Origin of the sequence: Kitasatospora sp. NPDC093558, from assembly GCF_040683475.1 — a bacterium.
GTDB lineage: Bacteria > Actinomycetota > Actinomycetes > Streptomycetales > Streptomycetaceae > Kitasatospora.
In genome coordinates, this window is the sequence record NZ_JBFBDY010000119.1 from 1 (window position 1) to 16,524 (window position 16,524).

Sequence of the window (16,524 nt, forward strand, 5' to 3'; positions counted from 1 at the left end):
CGCGGAACGGCGCGCGGACGGCAGCGCGGGGCCGACGGGCAGGTAGGCGGCCGAGCCGAGCAGCACGCCGTGGGCGGCGGCGACCTGGTCCGGGCCCTTGGGCAGGGTGATGCCGACGAGGCGGTCGCGCAGCGGGGCGCCGTCGGCGGTGCGGCGGACGCGCTCGGCGACGGCGGCGGCCTGCTCGGCGAGGGCGCCGTAGGTGACCGTCCCGGAGCTGTTGATCACGGCGGGCCGCTCGGGGTGCTCGGCGGCGCCCTTCAGGAGGCCCTGGTGCAGCAGGCCCTCGGGCAGCTCGCCGGTGGTGTCGTTCGCGCCCTCGCGCTCGGCGGCCTGGCCGGCGGGCAGGGCGAGGGCCGGGCCGGCCGCCCAGACCGCGTCGTCCTCGGCGAGCGCCCGGACGGCCGCGGTGTAGGTGGCGAACATGTCGTCGAGCAGGCCCTCGGGGAAGAGTTCCTCGACGGCGTCCCAGGTGAGGTCCAGCGAGCCGGTGAAGTCGACGACCTGGTGGTCCAGCCACACCTGCGGGGTCTGGCTCAGCCGGTAGGTGATGTCGCCGAAGTAGGCCATCGGGCCCGAGACGTCGGCGACGGTGCCGAGGCCGCTGGTGAACACGACCGGCATGGTCTCGAAGTTGGTCTGCAGGCCGCGCCGGCGGCGCTCGCGCAGCGCGTGCAGGGCGCTGACGTAGCGGTGGCGGAGGTCCTGCTGGAGCTGCGTCTGGGTGCGGGCGACGCGGTCCTCGAAGGGGAGGTCCCCGGTGGTGTCCATCTCCAGGAGGCAGATCGACGTGAAGTCGCCGATCAGGTTCTGCAGGTGGGGGTGGACGGTGCGGTGGCCCCTGGCGTTCTCGGCGAGCAGCAGCGGCAGGCGGTTGAACAGCGTGAGGTTCAGCGCGAACTTCGGCGTGCCGCTCCACATCCGCAGCGTCTCGGCGAACACCGTCGCCAGGACGGCGGTCGGGGTCAGGCCCGCCTCCTCCGCGCGCTCCTGGAAGCGCTGCCACAGGGCCGGCGGGAGGTGGTACTCGCGGTGCGTGAAGCGCGGCTTGGGTATGCGCGCCGGCGGCTTGGCCAGCGGCAGCTCCGGCGGCGGGGCGAGTTCCTCGGCGCGGGAGACCCAGTACTCCATCGAGCGCTTGTGCCGCGGCGACTGGGTGCCGTTCTCCAGCGCGAGGACGTAGTCGCGGAAGGAGACGTCGACGGGCGGCAGCTCGGCCTGCTCGTCGCGGCACAGCGCGCTCCACTCGCTGAACAGCCCGGCGATGCTGGCCAGGTCGACCATCAGCAGGTCGAGGCTCACGTGCAGCCGGTCGTGCTCGGGCAGGCGGGTCAGCCGGATGTCGAACAGCGGCCACACGGACGGGTCGTAGACGCGCTCCGACAGGTCCAGGCGGACCTCGGCGAGACGGGCCTCGGCCTCGTCCGCGGGCACCTGCGACAGGTCCTCGAAGGCGATCTCGAACGCCGGGGCCTCGGCGAGGATCTGCTGCTCGCCGCCCTCGTGGACGACCGCCCGCAGCATTCCGTGGCGCTCCAGCAGGCGGCGCCACGTGCGGTTCAGCAGGGCCGGGTCGAGCCGGCGGCCCTCCAGCTCGAAGTACGCGTGGGGCGCGACGTTTCCGAGGACGAAATTGGGCCCGCGGCCGACCCAGTACGCGTACTGGATCTCGGTCAGCGGGAATGGCTCATTGGCTTCGGGCGTTTCGGTGGGACAACAGCCACCGTCGGTGTTCTGTCCGCTCCCCATCTGGCTTCTCCCATTCCTGGTGGTATCGAGCGCAAACGTGCGGGATCTCGTGAGGACGTGTCGGCCCCTCGGCGGCAGGCGGCAGGCGGCAGGAGGCTGGCGGCACCGGGTTGCGGGCGGAGCCGTCCGGCCGTCGGGGCGGCGAGGGGAAGATGTGGCTCCGGCAGGAGCGGTGCCAGTGAAACCGTTGTGACTGAACGGTGTCAAGATCCTTCCAGTGGTCGCACCAGTCACTTTGCAAACTTCTGACACTCGGTCAACTCTGTCCGGATCGGACCCGATTGGTCGGACTTGCGGGGCCGGGGGGCCCGTGCCAGGGCCGTGTCGGCGGCGGCGTGATAGGTTCTAGCGAAACCTTGAATGTGTAGCCACGAGAGCGGGGCGGCGATGGCGAAGACCGGTGCGGACACCCCGCGGGAGCGGTACCGGGCGCAGGTGCGGGCCGAGGTCAAGCAGCACGCCTGGGAGCAGATCGCCACGGCCGGGGCCTCGGCGCTGTCGCTCAACGCGATCGCCAAGCGGATGGGTGTGAGCGGGCCGGCGCTCTACCGGTACTTCGCCAGCCGGGACGACCTCATCACCGAGCTCGTCCGGGACGCCTACCGGGGCCTCGCCGACACCCTCGGTGCCGCCGTCGCGAAGGGTGCCGACCTGCCGGGGCTGGCGCACGTGCTGCGCGGGTGGGCGCTGGAGGACCCGCACCGGTACTTCCTCATCTACGGCACGCCCGTCCCCGGCTACCACGCGCCCGACGACACCACCGCCGTCTCCGGCGAGATCATGGCGATCCTCCTCGACGCCTGGACGGCCTTCGCCCCGGAGGGGCCCGCGGCGGCGTTCGACGCCCACCTCGCCGACCATCGGGCCTGGGACGGCGGGCACCCGGCCCCGCCCGAGGTGCTGCACCGGGCGCTGTCCTTCTGGACCCGTCTGCACGGCGTCCTGTCCCTGGAGCTCGCCGGGCACTTCACCGGGATGGGATTCGACCCCGCGCTGCTCTTCGCCGCCGAGCTGGACGACCTGCTGGGCCGTTCCTGACTCACCATCAAGTGATGGATAAATCGGATGAGTTCGACCATCATCGCCCTTAGGATCGACGGTTATGGTTGATCTCTATCCTCCGACCGAGCCCTACGACAGCGGATTCCTCGACACCGGGGACGGCAACCGCATCTACTACGAACAGCTCGGCAACCCCAAGGGCAAGCCCGCCCTCAACATCCACGGCGGGCCCGGATCCGGCGCGATGCGCAGGCCCGCGCGCTCCTGGGACCCGGAGACCTACCGCCTCATCCGCTTCGACCAGCGCAACTGCGGCCGCAGCACCCCGCACGCCAGCGACCCGGCCGCCGACATGAGCCTCAACACCACGCAGCACCTGATCGACGACATGGAGCGCCTGCGCGAACACCTCGGCATCGAGCGCTGGTTGCTCAACGGCGCCTCCTGGGGCTCGACCCTCCTCCTCGCCTACGCGCAGCAGCACCCCGAGCGCGTCACCCAGATCGTCATCGCGGCCGTCACGACGACCCGGCCCGCCGAGACCGAGTGGCTCTACCGGGGCGCCGGCCGCTTCCAGCCCGAGGCATGGGACCGGTTCCTCGCCGGCATCCCCGAGGAGGAGCGCGCCGCCGCCCGCGACGACTGGCGCCACCTCCTCGCCGCCTACTCCCGGCTCATGGAGAACCCCGAGCGCGCCGTCCGCGAGAAGGCCGCCGCCGACTGGCTCGCCTGGGAGGACGCCGTCATCTCGGGCGAACCCAACAACATCCCCGGCATGTACAGCAACCGCGAGATCGACGACCAGATCGCCTTCGTCCGCATCTGCTCCCACTACTTCAGCAACGGCGCCTTTCTGGAGGAGGACCAACTGCTGCGCAACGCCCACAAGCTGGCCGGCATCCCGGGTGTCCTGGCCCACGGCCGGCACGACCTGGGCGGCCCGCCGAACACACCGTGGGAACTGGCGAAGGCCTGGCCGGACGCCCGCCTCCACATCATCGAGGACTCCGGGCACGCCGGCAGCGACGAGCTGAACCAGGTGATCAGGACGGCCATCGAGGACTTCAAGCACCTCTGACGGCCGACGGCGCCGCACGGGTGACGGGCGGTGCGGTGCGGGCCTGACCTCCCGGGCGACGGCCCGGCGCGATGTCACCATCTGGGCGTATCCGGCACGATCACGACCGGTTCCCCCCTAGGAGGACCTCCGCATGAGCCGTCGCACCCACCGCCCCGCCCTCCTCGCGGCCCTGGCACTCGCCCTCGCCCCGCTCACCGGCTGCAGCGGCGTCGGCGTCGGCGGGGCGGGCCCGGTGGCCGTCGCACCCCCGCCGCCGGAGAAGGCCTTCGGCCAGGCGTGCGCGGCACTGTCCGGCAACGGCCCCGGCAGCGCCGACGGAATGGGCAGCACGCCCCTGCTCACCGCGATCGACCAGACCAAGGACCTCTCGCAGCTGTCCGCGCTGGTCAAGACCGCCAAGGCCAAGGACATCTTCGACTCGATGGAGAACGTCACCGTCTTCGCCCCCAACGACGCGGCCTTCGCGAAGCTGCCCGAGGACCAGAAGAAGGCCCTCGCCACCCAGCCGGGCGCCGGCGACCTCGTCCGCAAGCTCATCGTCGTCCGCGACCTGCGCAAGGACGACCTCCAGGACAAGCAGTACAACACCCTCCAGGGCGCCGTCATCAAGGCCACGGGCAGCGGCGAGGACTACCGCATCGGCGGCGCGCAGGTGCTCTGCGGCAGCATCAAGACGGCCAACGCGCGCCTGGCGATCCTGGACACGGTGCCGGCCTTCGGCTGACGCCCGGTCACCCCGAGGTGGGCCGGTCCCGACGGACCGGCCCACCTCTGCGTTTACCCCCACCCGCACGCTGCGCCGAACGGCGTCCGGGGATGGGCCGAAAGCGCGCATTCCGGCGCGAAAACCCGATGACACGATGTCAGGTCATCCTTACGTGCGCTTTACCTCGGTGATCCTCTTGATCGCGCACGCGTGCATTCGCGTGACGGTCGTGTTGTCCGCTCATCTGCGCCGGTGGGTGCGCGGTCGCGAGAGGAGACGCCGGATGGCTCCGGTGAGGTCGTTGCTCGGCGGTCGGTTCTCGACGGCGATGCGAGGCGTGCTCGCCCTGCTCTGCCTCGTGCCCCAGGGCGGGCTCGCGCTCGCCGCCGCCCCGCCCGCGTACGGGCCGCAGAGCCTCCCGGAGAAGCAGCGGGGGACGGTGAACTGCACACCGAAATTCACCGGTGCCACCAACTGCGTGCGGTACACCTACAGCGGTGGTGACCAGACCTTCACGGTGCCGGCCGGGGTGAGCAGCATCTACGCCCGCGTCTTCGGCGGCGGTGGCGCCGGCTCCCCGTCCGCGTACTACACCATCCAGTACGGCGGTGGTGGCGGCGGCTACACCACCGGCGGCATCGCCGTGACACCCGGTCAGCGGCTCACCCTCACCGTCGGTCAGGGCGGGCTGATGAACAGCACCGCGACGATGTACGGCGGTGGCGGTGCCGGCGGCCAGGGCGGGTTCTCGAACACCGCGACCGGCGGAGCGGGCGGCGGTATGAGCGCCGTGTGGAACGGCGGCTACGGCACGAACCCGTTGCTGATCGCCGGTGGTGGCGGCGGCTCCTCACCGGGCGCTGACGCGCTCACCCCGGCTGCGGGAGGCGGCGGCGGTACCAACGGAGGTCAGGACAACCAGCCCACGATCTCGGGCCGGGGCGGCACCCAGTCCGCGGGCGGTGCGGCGGCCAGCCAGACCGTCTGTGCCACCGCCACCGCCGGAAGCCAGTACCAGGGCGGCCGCGGTGCCAGCGCCGGCAACTACGAGGGTGGCGGTGGCGGTGGCGGTGGGTACTACGGTGGCGGCGGTGGTGCCTGCCAGCGCAGCGGCAACCTGGAAGCGAACGGTATGGGCGGTGGCGGTTCCGGATACATCCAGGGCACCGGCGTCACCAACACGCAGACCTCCAACGGCACCAACAGCACCGGCAACGGCGTAGGCGGGACGTCCGGCGGCCGTACCGACGCCCAGTACGTGAGCGGCATCGGCGACGGTGGCGGCTACACCAATGGTGGCAACGGCGAGATCGTCATCGAGTGGACGACACAGGTCGGCCTGTCGATCAAGAAGACCGCGTCCCCGACCACGTACGTCCCGGGCCAGACCCTCACCTACACCGTCGTGGTGAGCAACGCCGGTCCGGCGCCCGCCGTCAACGCGGCCGTCCGGGACGCCCTGCCGTCGGCGCTGTCCGGTTTCACCTGGACCTGTTCGGCCGGCAGTGCGAGCAGCGGCTGCGGTGACGCGAGCGGCACCGGCAGCATCGACACGACGGCGACGATCGCGGCCGGCGGCAGCGTCACGTACACCGTGACGGGCACCGTCCCGTCCTCCACCACGGGCACGCTCTCGAACACCGCGACGGTGACCCGGCCGAACGCCACGACCGACCCCAACTGCGGCCCGACCTGCTCCAGCACCGTCGACACGCCGGGGCGGGTCACCACCGGGCTGTCGGTGACGAAGACCCCCGACAAGAACCCGTACGTGCCCGGCCGGCCGCTCACCTACACCATCGTGGTGAAGAACGACGGTCCTTCCGACGCCGTCGGCACCTCGGTCGCCGACAAGCTGCCCAACGCGATCCAGACCTTCACCTGGAAGTGCACGGCCTCCAGCGGCAGCAGCTGTGGCGGCACCGCCTCCGGCACCGGCGACATCAACACGACGGTCGACATCCTGGCGGGCGGCCAGGTGACCTACACGCTGACCGGTACGGTGCCGTCGGACGCGAACGGTTCGCTGGACAACCGGGCGACCGTCACCCCGCCGGGCGGCGCCACCGACCCGAACTGCTCGCCGAAGTGCACCAGCACGGCCAACCCCATCCCGCCCGGCAACCAGGCGAACCTGGTGGTCTCCAAGACCCTGCTGACCAGTCCGGTGGTGCCGGGCCAGCAGGTCAAGTGGCAGGTGAAGGTCACCAACAACGGTCCGTCCCGTGCCCGCAACGTCGTCGTCACGGACCAGGTCCCGGCCGGGGTGACCGGGGCCGCCATGGTCAACGACCAGGACGGCGGTTCCTGCGCGATCACCAGCGGCACGGCCACCTGCCCCGCCGTCGAGATCCCGGTGAACGGCACCGCCAGCTGGACCCTGAGCGGCACGCTGTCCTCCGACGCGACCACCACACCGACCAACTCGGCGACCGTCACGGGCGGTCCCGACCCGTCCGCCTCCACGCGCACCGCCGTCGCCTCGCCGACCGCCACGCCCACCCCGCAGGCCAACCTCACCATCTCGAAGACGCTGCTGACCAGCCCTGTTGTGCCGGGCGCACAGATCCAGTGGCAGGTGACGGTCACGAACAACGGGCCTTCGCGGGCGCGGAACGTCGTGGTGACGGACCAAGTGCCCACGGGCGTGAGCAATGCCTCGATGGCGGCCTCGGACGGGACCAACTGCCCGATCAGTAGCGGTGTGGCGACGTGTCCGGCGGTGGAGATCCCGGCCGGGCAGACGATGACCTGGACGCTGAGCGGCACGCTCTCGGCCGACGCGACCGCGACGCCGACGAACGCGGCCGTCGTCACCGGCGGTCCCGACCCGTCCGCCACGGCCCGCACGGCGGTCGCCTCGCCGAGCTCCTCCCCGACGCCACAGGCCAACCTGACCGTCTCCAAGTCGCTGCTGACCAGCCCGGTCGTGCCGGGCGCGCCGATCCAGTGGCGGGTGACGGTGACCAACAACGGCCCGTCGCGGGCGCGCAACGTCGTCGTCACCGACACCGTCCCGACGGGCGTCACCGGCGCAGCGATGAAGGCCGACGCGGACGGCACCGGCTGCCCGATCGGCGGCGGCGTCGCGACCTGCCCGGCGGTGGAGATCCCGGCCGGCTCGTCGGTGAGCTGGACGCTGACCGGGACACTCGATCCGAACGCGACCACGACGCCGGCCAACTCGGTCACCGTGACCGGCGGTCCGGACCCGTCCGCCTCCTCGCGCACGGCCGTCGCCTCGCCGACCGCGACGCCCACCCCGCAGGCCGGCCTCAAGGTCAGCAAGGTCCTGCTGACGAATCCGGTGGTGCCCGGGCAGCAGATCCAGTGGCAGATCAACGTCTTCAACGCCGGCCCGTCCCGGGCCCGGAACGTGGTCGTGACCGACCAGATCCCGGACGGGGTCAACAACGCGACCATGACCGGTCCGGGCGGCACTACCTGTCCGATCAGTGGTGGTGTGGCGACGTGTCCGGTGGTGGAGATCCCTGCCAGCCAGGCGCTGGACTGGACGCTGACCGGCACGCTCTCGGCCGACGCGACCGCCACGCCGACGAACTCGGTGACGGTGACGGGTGGCCCGGATCCGACGGCGTCTTCGCACACGGCGGTGGCTTCGCCGACGTCGTCGCCGACGCCGCAGGCGAGCCTGTCGGTGTCGAAGGTGCTGCTGACGAATCCGGTGGTGCCGGGGCAGCAGATCCAGTGGCAGGTGTCCGTGACGAACAACGGGCCTTCGCGGGCGCGGAACGTCGTGGTGACGGATCAGGTGCCGGCGGGGGTGAACGACGCTTCGATGCGGGCCGACGCGGACGGGGCCGACTGCCCGATCAGCGGTGGCGTCGCGACGTGTCCGGCGGTGGAGATTCCGGCTGGGCAGACGATGACGTGGACGCTGACGGGCACGCTGGCCGCCGACGCCACGGCTACGCCCACCAACTCGGTGACGGTGACGGGTGGCCCTGATCCGACGGCGTCTTCGCACACGGCGGTGGCTTCGCCGTCCAACTCGCCGTCGCCGCAGGCGAATCTGACCGTATCGAAGGTGCTGATCACCAACCCGGTGGTGCCGGGGCAGCAGATCCAGTGGCAGGTGTCGGTCACGAACAACGGTCCTTCGCGGGCGCGGAACGTCGTGGTGACGGACCAGGTACCGGCGGGTGTGAACGGCGCATCGATGACGGCCTCTGACGGCACCGTCTGCCCGATCAGCGGCGGTACGGCGACGTGTCCGGCGGTCGAGATCCCGGCCGGGCAGACGATGACGTGGACGCTCACCGGCACGCTCGACCCGAACGCGACCACCACTCCGGCCAACGGCGTCACCGTCACCGGTGGTCCGGACCCGACCGCCTCCAGCCACACGGCGGTGGCGTCGCCGACCAGCACTCCGACGCCGCAGGCGGGGCTGAGCATCTCCAAGGTGCTGCTGACGAACCCGGTGGTGCCCGGGCAGCAGATCCAGTGGCGGGTGTCCGTGTCGAACAGCGGTCCTTCGCGGGCGCGGAATGTCGTGGTGACGGACCAGGTGCCGGCGGGTGTGAACGGCGCTTCGATGACGGCCTCTGACGGCGCCGACTGCCCGATCAGCGCTGGTACAGCGACGTGTCCGGCGATGGAGATCCCGGCCGGGCAGACGATGACGTGGACGCTGACCGGCACGCTCTCGGCCGACGCGACCGCCACGCCGACGAACACGGCCGTCGTCACCGGCGGGCCCGACCCCTCGGCCACCGCCCGGACCGCCGTCGCCTCGCCGACCTCCTCCCTGATGCCGCAGGCCAACCTCGTCGTCTCCAAGGCGCTGCTCACCGACCCGGTGATCCCCGGCCGGCAGATCCAGTGGCGGGTGACCGTCACCAACAACGGCCCCTCGCGAGCGCGCAACGTCGTCGTCACGGACACCGTACCGACCGGCGTGAACGACCCGAGCATGACCGCCTCCGACGGCACGCCCTGCCCGATCAGCGGCGGCACGGCGACCTGCCCGGCCGTGGAGATCCCGGTGGGCGCTTCCGCGACCTGGACGCTCACCGGCACGCTCGACCCGAATGCCACGACCACCCCGACCAACGGCGTGACGGTGACGGGTGGTCCGGATCCGACGGCGTCTTCACACACGGCGGTGGCCTCGCCGACGTCGTCGCCGACGCCGCAGGCGAGCCTGTCGGTGTCGAAGGTGCTGCTAACCGATCCGGTGGTGCCGGGGCAGCAGATTCAGTGGCGGGTCAGCGTGACGAACAACGGGCCTTCGCGGGCGCGGAACGTCGTGGTGACGGATCAGGTGCCGGCGGGAGTGAACGGCGCTTCGATGGCAGCGTCGGACGGGACTGTCTGTCCGATCAGTGGTGGTGTGGCGACGTGTCCGGCCGTGGAGATCCCGGCCGGGCAGACGATGACGTGGACGCTGACCGGCACGCTCTCGGCCGACGCCACGGCGACGCCGATGAACACGGCCGTGGTGACCGGCGGGCCCGACCCGTCGACCACCGCGCACACCGCCGTCGCGTCGCCGAGTTCGTCGCCCTCGCCTCGGGCGAACCTCACCGTCTCGAAGGTGTTGCTCACCGAGCCGGTGGTGCCGGGGCAGCAGATCCAGTGGCGGGTCAGCGTGACGAACAACGGGCCTTCGCGGGCGCGGAACGTCGTGGTGACGGACCAGGTGCCGGCGGGGGTCAACAACCCGGCGATGGTGGCGGACGCCGATGGGGCCGCCTGTCCGATCGCGAGTGGTACGGCGACGTGTCCGGCTGTGGAGATCCCGGCCGGGCAGACGATGACGTGGACACTGTCTGGCACGCTGGACCCGAACGCGACGGCCACGCCGACGAACTCGGTGACGGTGACGGGTGGTCCTGATCCGGCGGCGTCCTCGCACACTGCGGTGGCTTCGCCATCCAACTCGCCGTCGCAGCAGGCGAATCTGACGGTCTCCAAGGTGCTGCTGACGGATCCGGTGGTGCCGGGGCAGCAGGTGCAGTGGCGGGTCTCGGTCGCGAACAACGGGCCTTCGCGGGCGCGGAACGTCGTGGTGAGTGACCAGGTGCCGGCGGGCGTGAACGATGCCTCGATGCGGGCCGACGCGGGCGGGGCCAACTGCCCAATCAGTGGTGGAGTGGCGACGTGTCCGGCGGTGGAGATTCCGGTCGGGCAGACGATGGCGTGGACGCTGACGGGCACGCTGGCCGCCGACGCCACCGTGACTCCCACCAACTCGGTGACGGTCACGGGCGGTCCTGATCCGACGGCTTCCACGCACACGGCGGTGGCTTCGCCGTCCAACTCGCCCTCGCCGCAGGCGAATCTGACCATCTCCAAGGTGCTGCTGACGAATCCGGTGGTGCCCGGGCAGCAAATCCGGTGGCAGGTGAGCGTCACCAACAACGGGCCCTCCCGTGCCCGGAACGTCGTGGTGATGGATCAGGTGCCGGCGGGGGTGAACGGTGCTTCGATGGCGGCTTCGGATGGGACCGACTGTCCGATCGCCAGTGGTGTGGCGACGTGTCCGGCGGTGGAGATCCCGGCGGGCCAGACGATGACGTGGACGCTGACCGGCACGCTCTCGGCTGACGCGACCGCGACGCCGGCGAACACGGCCGTGGTGACCGGCGGTCCGGACCCGTCGGCCACAGCCCACACGGCCGTCGCTTCGCCGACGTCGTCGCTGACGCCGCAGGCGAGCCTGTCGGTGTCGAAGGTGTTGCTGACGGATCCGGTGGTGCCGGGGCAGCAGGTGCAGTGGCGGGTGTCCGTGACGAACAACGGGCCTTCGCGGGCGCGGAACGTCGTCGTCACTGACCAGGTGCCGGCGGGCGTGAACGATGCCTCGATGCGCGCTGACGCGGACGGGGGCAACTGCCCGATCAGCGGCGGCACGGCGACCTGTCCGGCGGTGGACATTCCGGTCGGGCAGACGTCGACCTGGACGTTGACCGGCACGCTCGCCTCCGATGCCACCGCCACACCGGCAAACTCGGTGACGGTGACGGGTGGTCCGGATCCGACGGCGTCCTCGCACACGGCGGTGGCGTCTCCATCGAACTCGCCGTCGCCGCAGGCAAATCTGACCGTCTCGAAGGTGTTGCTGACGGATCCGGTGGCGCCGGGGCGGCAGGTGCAGTGGCGGGTGACGGTGACGAACAGCGGTCCTTCGCGGGCGCGGAATGTCGTCGTCACCGACCAGGTGCCGGCCGGTGTCCTGGACGCGAGCATGGCGGCGGCGGATGGCACCGCGTGCCCGATCGCGAGTGGTGTGGCGACGTGTCCGGCGGTGGAGATCCCGGCCGGGCAGACGATGACGTGGACGCTGACCGGAACCTTGGACCCGGACGCGACGACCACGCCGGCCAACACGGTGACGGTGACGGGCGGGCCCGACCCGACGGCTTCCACGCACACGGCGGTGGCCTCTCCGTCGAACTCGCCGTCGCCACAGGCGAACCTGAGCGTGTCGAAGGTGTTGCTGACGGATCCGGTGGTGCCGGGGCAGCAGATTCAGTGGCGAGTCAGCGTGACGAACAACGGCCCCTCGCGGGCTCGGAACGTCGTCGTCACCGACCAGGTGCCGGCGGGCGTGAACGGCGCCTCGATGCGGGCGGATGCCGATGGGGCCACCTGTCCGATCAGTGGCGGTACGGCGACGTGTCCGGCCGTGGAGATCCCGGCCGGGCAGACCGTGACGTGGACTCTGTCGGGCACGCTGGCGCAGGATGCCACGGCCACGCCGGCCAACACGGTGACGGTGACGGGCGGGCCCGACCCGACGGCTTCCACGCACACGGCAGTGGCTTCGCCGTCGAACTCGCCGTCGGCGCAGGCGAGTCTGAGCGTATCGAAGGTGCTGGTGACGGATCCGGTGGTGCCCGGGCAGCAGATCCAGTGGCGGGTGTCCGTGACGAACAACGGGCCCTCGCGGGCGCGGAACGTCGTGGTCACCGACCGCGTCCCGGACGGTGTCAGTGGTCCGAGCATGACCTCCGACGACGGGACCGTCTGCCCGGTCACGGGTGGGACGGCGACCTGTCCGGCGGTCGAACTCGCCGTCGGTGAGACGCGGACGTACACGTTGAGCGGCACGCTCATGCAGGACGCGACCGTGACGCCGACGAACACGGCGGTGGTGACGGGCGGTCCCGACCCGAGCGTGACCGCGCACACGGCGGTGGCCTCGCCGACGAGTTCGCCCACGGCACGGGCGCACCTGACGGTGGCCAAGGTGCTGCTGACCAACCCGGTCATCCCGGGGGAGAAGATCCAGTGGCGGGTCTCCGTGACCAACAACGGGCCCTCCCGGGCGCGCAACGTCGTCGTCACCGACCGGATCCCGGACGGGGTGAACGACGCCGTGCTCCAGTCGGACGCCGACGCGAGCACGTGCCCGGTCACGGGTGGGACGGCGACCTGCGCGGCCATCGAGCTGGAGGTCGGCCAGACGGCCTCGTACACGCTGACCGGGACGCTGGCGCCGGACGCGACGGTCACGCCGACGAACACGGCGGTGGTGACGGGTGGTCCCGACCCGAGCGCGACCGCGCACACGGCGGTGGCCTCGCCCTCCAACTCGCCCACGCCGCAGGCGAACCTGAGCATCGCCAAGGTGCTGCTCACCAACCCGGTGGTGCCCGGGCAGCAGATCCAGTGGCGGGTGACGGTGACCAACCGGGGTCCGTCCCGGGCCCGGAACGTGGTCGTCACCGACACGGTCCCGGCGATGGTGAACGGTCCGGCCATGACCTCGGACGCCGACGGCTCGGCCTGCCCGATCACCGGCGGCACGGCGACCTGCCCGGCCGTCGAGATCCCGGTCGGCGGCACCGTCTCGTACACCCTCACCGGAACGCTCGACCCGGCCGCCACCAGCACCCCGGTCAACGTCGCGACCGTCACCGGCGGGCCCGACCCGACGGCCACGGCGCACACCGCGACGGCGCAGGCCAGCGAGACGGTCGAGCCGCGGGCGCGCCTGTCGGTGTCGAAGGTGTTGGTGACCGACCCGGTGGTGCCGGGGCAGCCGATCGCCTGGCGGATCAGCGTCACCAACAACGGGCCGAGCCAGGCCCGGAACGTGGTGGTGAGCGACCGGATCCCGGACGGTGTCGTCGGCGCCTCGCTCTCGCCGGACGCGACGCAGACGGCCTGCCCGGTCACTGGCGGCGTGGCGACCTGCCCGGGGGTCGAGGTTCCCGTCGGCCAGACCGTCACTTACACGCTCTCGGGCACGCTGGCCCAGGACGCGACCACCGTGCCCGGCAACACGGCCGTGGTGACGGGCGGCCCGGACCCGAGCACGTCTGCCCACACGGCGGTGGCCAGCCCGACCGGCACGCCGTCGCCGCAGGCACGGCTCTCGGTGTCGAAGGTGCTGGTGACGGACCCGGTCGTGCCGGGGCAGACGGTCCAGTGGCGGGTGTCGGTGACAAACAACGGGCCGTCCCGCGCGCGGAACGTCGTGGTCACGGACCGGGTCCCGGGCGGGGTGTCCGGCGCCATGATGGTCTCGGACGAGGACGGTACGGCGTGCCCGATCGCGAGCGGCGTCGCGACCTGTCCGGCGATCGAGCTGGAGGTCGGGCAGACGGCGTCGTACACGCTGAGCGGGACGTTGGACGCGAATGCGACGGTGGCGCCGACGAACTCGGTGACGGTCACGGGTGGTCCGGATCCGACGGCTTCCTCGCACACGGCGGTGGCTTCGCCGTCCAACTCGCCTTCGCCGCAGGCGAATCTGGTGGTCGCCAAGGTGTTGGTGACGAATCCGGTGGTGCCGGGGCAGCAGATCGAGTGGCGGGTGTCGGTGACGAACAATGGGCCTTCGCGGGCGCGGAATGTCGTAGTGACGGATCGGGTGCCGGCGGGGGTGAACGGTGCTTCGATGGCGGCTTCGGATGGGACTGTCTGTCCGATCGCGAGTGGTGTGGCGACGTGTCCGGCGGTGGAGATTCCGGCTGGGCAGACGATGACGTGGACGCTGACCGGCACGTTGGACGCGAATGCGACGGTGGCGCCGACGAACTCGGTGACCGTCACGGGCGGGCCCGACCCGAGCACCTCGGTGCACGCCGCCACCGCGTCCCCGAGCGGCAGCCCCGAGCCGCAGGCGAGCCTGCTGGTGTCGAAGGTGCTGGCGACGGACGTGGTGGTGGCCGGGCAGCAGATCCAGTGGCGGGTGACGGTGATCAACAACGGACCCTCGCGGGCCCGGAACGTGGTCGTGACCGACAAGGTCCCGGACGGCGTGCTGAACGCGTCGATGACCGCCCAGGACGGCACAGTGTGCCCGATCGCGAGTGGTGTGGCGACGTGTCCGGCGGTGGAGATCCCGGTCGGTGTGATGCTGACCTGGACCCTGACCGGGACGCTCGACCCCGCCGCCACCGTGACACCGGCCAACACCGCGGTCGTCACGGGCGGTCCTGACCCGAGCACGACCGCGCACACGGCGGTGGCCAGCCCCATCGTTGGGCCGGTGCTGGACGCGCGCCTGTCGGTCTCCAAGGTGATGCTCACCGACCCGGTGGTGCCCGGGCAGCAGATCCAGTGGCTGGTGTCCGTCACCAACCACGGGCCGTCCGTCGCCCGTGACGTGGTCGTGAGCGACCGGGTGCCCGCCGGGGTGTCGAACGCCTCGATGACGGCCGACGACGGCACCGTGTGCCCGATCGCGGGCGGCACGGCGACCTGCCCGGCCGTGGGGATCGCCGTCGACGCGACCCGGACGTGGGTCCTGACCGGCACGCTGGACGCCGGGGCGACCGTCACGCCGGCCAACACGGCGACCGTGACGGGCGGGCCCGACCCGGGCACGCCGACGCACACGGCGGTCGCGTCGCCGTCGGCCTCGCCCTCGGCGCAGGCGCGGCTGAGCGTGGCGAAGGTGCTCGTCACCAACCCGGTCGTGGCCGGGGCGCCGATCGAGTGGCGCGTGACCGTCACCAACCACGGGCCCTCCGTGGCGCGGGGCGTGGTGGTCACGGACACGGTGCCGGCGGGTGTGACCGGTGCGGCGATGACCGGGCCGGGCGGCGCCGGCTGCCCGATCTCGGGCGGCACGGCGACCTGTCCCGCGGTGGAGATCCCGGTCGGCACGACGCTGACCTGGACGTTGACGGGCACGCTCGACCCGGCCGCGACCGTCACACCGGGCAACACCGTCGTCGTGACGGGCGGCCCCGACCCGACGGCGACCGCCCACACGGCGGTGGCCTCGCCCACGGGCCCGCCCTCGCCGGAGGCGCGACTGACCGTCGCCAAGGTGCTGCTGACCTCCCCGGTCGTCGCCGGGCAGCAGATCCGGTGGCGGGTCACCGTGACCAACGACGGGCCCTCGCTGGCGCGGAACGTGGTCGTGACCGACCGGGTGCCCGACGGGGTGAACGGGGCCTCGATGACGGCCGACGCCGACGGCACGCCGTGCCCGGTCGCGGACGGGGTGGCGACCTGCCCGGCCGTCGACGTCCCGGTCGGTGCGACGGCGTCCTGGACGCTGACCGGCACGCTGGACCCGAACGCCAAGGCCGTCCCGGTCAACACCGTGGTGGTGACGGGCGGGCCCGACCCGACGGCGACGGCGCACACGGCGGTGGCGACCCCGACCGAGCCGATCACCGTGAAGCACGACCTGCTCCTCACCAAGCACGCGAGCCCGGCCGACCCGAAGGCCGGTGACACCGTCACGTACACCGTCACCGCGACGAACCGGGCCAGTGGCACGTACTTCGGCGCCGTCGTCACCGACGACCTGTCCGGGGTGCTGGACGGCGCCGGCTACGACGGCAACGCCCATGCCAGCAGCGGGCGGACGGCCTACTCCGCGCCGCGGCTGACGTGGTCGCTGGACGTCCGGCCGGGTGCGACGGAGACGCTCACGTACACCGTCACCGTGAAGCCGGGCGCGGGCGGCCAGACGCTCGTCAACCGGCTGAGCGCGGCCGGCTCCAACTGCTCCGGCGACGGCGCGCGGCGGGCGGTGAGCGGGAACTGCTCG

General features: G+C 71.9%; 4 protein-coding genes and 1 pseudogene. 4 read left to right on the plus strand and 1 reads right to left on the minus strand.

The annotated features are described in order from the left end of the window. Positions 1-1,749 (minus strand): condensation domain-containing protein (locus AB0O00_RS14765; RefSeq protein WP_363651700.1); only part of this gene is annotated, 1,749 nt, incomplete at its 3' end. A 387-nt stretch (positions 1,750-2,136) separates the two neighbouring features. Between AB0O00_RS14765 and AB0O00_RS14770 the strand changes: the two genes are divergently transcribed. The 4 genes and pseudogenes from AB0O00_RS14770 to AB0O00_RS14785 all read left to right on the plus strand — a co-directional run. Further along, the gene (locus AB0O00_RS14770; RefSeq protein ID WP_363651706.1) at positions 2,137-2,787 is read left to right on the plus strand and encodes a TetR/AcrR family transcriptional regulator; all 651 of its coding nucleotides are present in this window, start codon (positions 2,137-2,139) and stop codon (positions 2,785-2,787) included. Between the two features lie 64 nt (positions 2,788-2,851). Continuing rightward, on the plus strand, positions 2,852-3,829 hold the full coding sequence (gene pip / locus AB0O00_RS14775; protein ID WP_363651702.1) for a prolyl aminopeptidase: 978 nt from the start codon (positions 2,852-2,854) through the stop codon (positions 3,827-3,829). A gap of 133 nt (positions 3,830-3,962) precedes the next feature. Beyond that, positions 3,963-4,556 (plus strand): fasciclin domain-containing protein, encoded by a 594-nt coding sequence (locus AB0O00_RS14780; RefSeq protein WP_363651704.1) that lies wholly within the window; start codon positions 3,963-3,965, stop codon positions 4,554-4,556. 265 nt (positions 4,557-4,821) lie between these two features. After that, a pseudogene (locus tag AB0O00_RS14785) lies at positions 4,822-16,524 on the plus strand (hypothetical protein); the annotation flags it as partial.